This is a genomic window from Mumia sp., from assembly GCF_028803055.1.
In the GTDB taxonomy this organism is placed as follows: domain Bacteria; phylum Actinomycetota; class Actinomycetes; order Propionibacteriales; family Nocardioidaceae; genus Mumia.
Genome location: NZ_JARBCJ010000260.1, coordinates 1 through 3,334 on the forward strand (window position 1 = coordinate 1; position 3,334 = coordinate 3,334).

Consider the following 3,334-nt stretch of genomic DNA (forward strand, 5'->3'; position numbering starts at 1 on the left):
AGCGCGTGCCGGGACGGGATGACGGAGTCACCGGCACCCCACACCAGGCAGAGCGGAATCACCTCGGCGAGGTAGGCGCGGTCCTTCATGGTGATGCGCTGACCGCGCCAGTCGACGACGTGACTCGTGACGGCGCGCACGGCGGCGCGGGCACCGGGGTCGCTGAGCGACTCGTAGATGTCGGCGGCCTCGTCGAGGTCCCGGGTGTAGGGAAGACCCGTCCGGGCGAGCGTGCGGAGCGCGACGCGGACCGGCACCCGCAGCGGTGGGATCGTGGCCAGCCCGAGACCCACGCCCGCTCCCGGGACGGTGATCAGCCTGATCAGCGGCGACACCTCGGTGCCGAGCCCGCCCGTGGCGACGAGGCAGATCCGCTCGGTCCGGTCGGGATACTGGTAGGCGAACTGCATGGCCACACCTCCGCCGAGGCTGTGACCGACGACCGTGACGCGATCGATCTCGAGATAGGTCAGGAGGTCGCGCATGCCGTTGGCGTAGCCGCCCAGCGAGTAGTCGGCCCGGGGCTTGTCGGACTCGCCATGGCCCAGGAGGTCGGGGATCACCACGGTGAAGCGTTCGGCCAACCGTTCGGCCACCGGCAACCACGTCGTCGAGTCGCAGCCCAACCCGTGCAGGAGCAGCAGCGCGGGCCCTTCACCGGTGATCCGGTACGCGCGGCGGTAGCCGTGCAGCCTGACGAACCGCGTCTCCAGCGAACCTGGGCTGAGTCCGTTCATCGAGCAGCTCCTCGGCGCCGGGGGAAGTGGAGCCACGATACCGGCCGATGAGCCATCCTGCACCTAGTCTGGGCCCTGTGACCGCCGGGACTCACGAGGACTACGCGCAGGTGCTGGACAAGGCATCCGGCGATCTGACGACGGCCGCGATCGCGACGATGGAGCGCGAGCTCCGGTGGTTCCACGAGCTCGACGCCGAGCACCGGTCGTGGATCTCCCTGATCGCGCACGCCGGGATCGCCCAGTGCGCCGAGTGGATGCGCACCGGCACGTCGGCTCTCGACGTGACGGGCTCGGTGTTCGGCGCAGCGCCGCGGGAGCTGACGCGCCACGTCACGCTCCACCAGACGGTGTCGATGGTCAAGACGACGATCGAGGTCATCGAGCGCCACATCGACGACCTGTTCTCCGCCGACCAGGCCCAGGAGGTGCGCCGGCAGGTCTCGGCCTACGCGCGGGAGGTGGCGTTCGCGACCGCAGACGTCTATGCCCGCGCAGCGGAGTCGCGCGGGCAGTGGGACGCGCGGATGGAGGCGCTGGTCGTCGACGCCGTGGTCCGCGGCGAGCCCGAGGAGGTCATCCGGTCTCGAGCAGCGGCCCTGGGATGGGAGGCAGAGGGCGGCGTGACCGTGCTCGTCGGTGCCGCACCGCCCCCCGCAGGTGCCGGTGACGAGGGCGTCGAAGAGGAGGTTCGCCGTCGGGCTCGGGTGGCGGGGATGTCGACGTTGACCTCCGTGCAGCTCGAGCGGCTCGTCGTCCTCCTCGGCGACGTGGCTGATCTCGAGCACGCAGCGGAGGCGGTGGCCGACGCGTTCGGCCCCGGCGCTCTCGTCGTCGGCCCTGTGGTCGACCACATCGCCCACGCGCACCGCTCGGCGAGGGCCGCGCTCGCGCGTACGGCGTCGGCGGGACTGGACAGCCGCATCTCGAGGACGTCGCCACCGATCGATCTCTTCAACGCGTCGGGAGTGCCGGTGGCGACGACGCGTCCCCGCGCCACCACACCGATGCGATCGGCGAGCTGGTCGGCCTCGTCGAGGTACTGCGTGGTGAGCAGCACCGTCGTCCCGTGGCCCACCAGCTCGTGGACGAGGTCCCACACCTGGTGGCGGCTGCGTGGGTCGAGCCCTGTCGTCGGCTCGTCGAGGAAGAGAAGCCGAGGCGTCCGTACGACGCTCGCCGCCACGTCGAGCCGCCGCTGCATCCCGCCGGAGTAGGTGGCGACGAGCCGGTTGGCGGCGTCGTCGAGGCCGAAGGCGACGAGCAACCGCTCGGCACGTGCGCGGGCGCTGCGACGGGTGTGGCCGAGGAGCCGGCACTGGAGGACCAGGTTCTCGGCCCCGGTGAGGTCCCCGTCGACCGACGCAAACTGTCCCGTGAGCGCGATCTCCCGCCGTACGGCGGCGGCCTCCGACACGACGTCACTGCCCAGCACGCGCGCGCTTCCGGCGTCGGGGCGCAGCAGCGTTGCCAGCAGCCGGATCGTGGTGGTCTTGCCGGCACCGTTGGGTCCGAGCAGCCCGTAGACGCCGCCCGCAGGCACCACGAGGTCCAGCCCGTCCACCGCGCGCGTCGCGCCGAACGACCTGCTCAACCCCACCGCCTCGACGGCGTTCTGTGTGGGTGGTTGCACCATGTCTCCTCCTCGGTCGTCCCCGGATCTTCAGGGTCGGACAGAGGTGGGTCAGGTCGCGTCGTCCGGCAGACGGCAATCGAGCGGACGTCGTCGGGGGTGCCCGCGAGAGCGCCGTACTCCCTGGGGATGACGTCAGGGGTGCATCTCTCGGCGGACGCGGACGACCCGACAGGTCGCTTACAGTGCACGGGTGCGCACCGACCGAGGGTGGAAGCGGTTCTACGCGGCGGGCTGGCTCGTCTCCGGCCTCGTCGCCGTCGCGGCCGCGCACCAGTGGAAGGCGCGGATGACGGTGCTCGAGGAGCGGCTCGCCGAGGCCGAGCGGGTCCGCGAGGAGGTGCTGCGCCGTCGCGTCGCCGAGGAGCAGCTGCGCATCGCCCGCGAGCTGCACGACTCGCTCACGCACAGCATCTCGGTGGTGACGATGCAGGCCGGCGTCGCCGCCCACCTCGCTCGCAAGCGTGGTGAGGAGGTCCCGGGAGCGCTCTCGGCCATCCAGGAGGCGGCCGGTGAGGCGTCGCGGGACCTGCGCGAGACCTTGAGCGTTCTGCGACGCGACGACCAGGTCAACGGCTACGGCCTGGGCGACCTCCCCCGCCTGGTCGCCCTCAGCAGCCACGCCGGCATCCAGCCGCGCCTGACCGTGTCAGGGGACCGCCGGACGGTCCCCGTGGAGGTCGACTCCGCGGCGTACCGGATCGTGCAGGAGGCGCTGACGAACGTCGCGCGGCACGCCGGTCCCACCGAGGCGCGGGTCGTCGTGGAGTACGAGGTCGATCTGGTGACCGTCCGCATCGACGACGACGGGCGACCCGAGACGTCGCGCCCTCCTGCGCGACCCGGGCTCGGACTGATCGGGATGCGAGAGCGGACCAACGCGCTCGGCGGCAACCTGACCGCCGGCAGGCGCCCCGACGGCGGGTTCTCGGTGGTCGCCCGGCTGCCGCTGAGTGTCGACGGC

2 protein-coding genes and 2 pseudogenes are annotated in these 3,334 nt (G+C 72.0%); 2 read left to right on the plus strand and 2 right to left on the minus strand.

The window, feature by feature from the left end; translation table 11 throughout:
• The coding region (locus tag PV363_RS16695; protein ID WP_301022937.1) for an alpha/beta fold hydrolase at positions 1–737 on the minus strand (737 nt) is incomplete at its 3' end.
• 527 nt (positions 738–1,264) lie between these two features.
• Between PV363_RS16695 and PV363_RS16700 the strand changes: the two are divergent.
• A pseudogene (locus PV363_RS16700) lies at positions 1,265–1,567 on the plus strand (PucR family transcriptional regulator); the annotation flags it as partial.
• 104 nt (positions 1,568–1,671) lie between these two features.
• Here the strand turns inward: PV363_RS16700 and PV363_RS16705 are convergent.
• Positions 1,672–2,373 (minus strand): annotated as a pseudogene (locus tag PV363_RS16705) (ATP-binding cassette domain-containing protein); the annotation flags it as partial.
• Between the two features lie 190 nt (positions 2,374–2,563).
• On the opposite strand from PV363_RS16705, the gene PV363_RS16710 reads away from it, so the two are divergent.
• A partial coding sequence (locus PV363_RS16710; RefSeq protein WP_301022938.1) for a sensor histidine kinase occupies positions 2,564–3,334 on the plus strand: 771 nt, incomplete at its 3' end.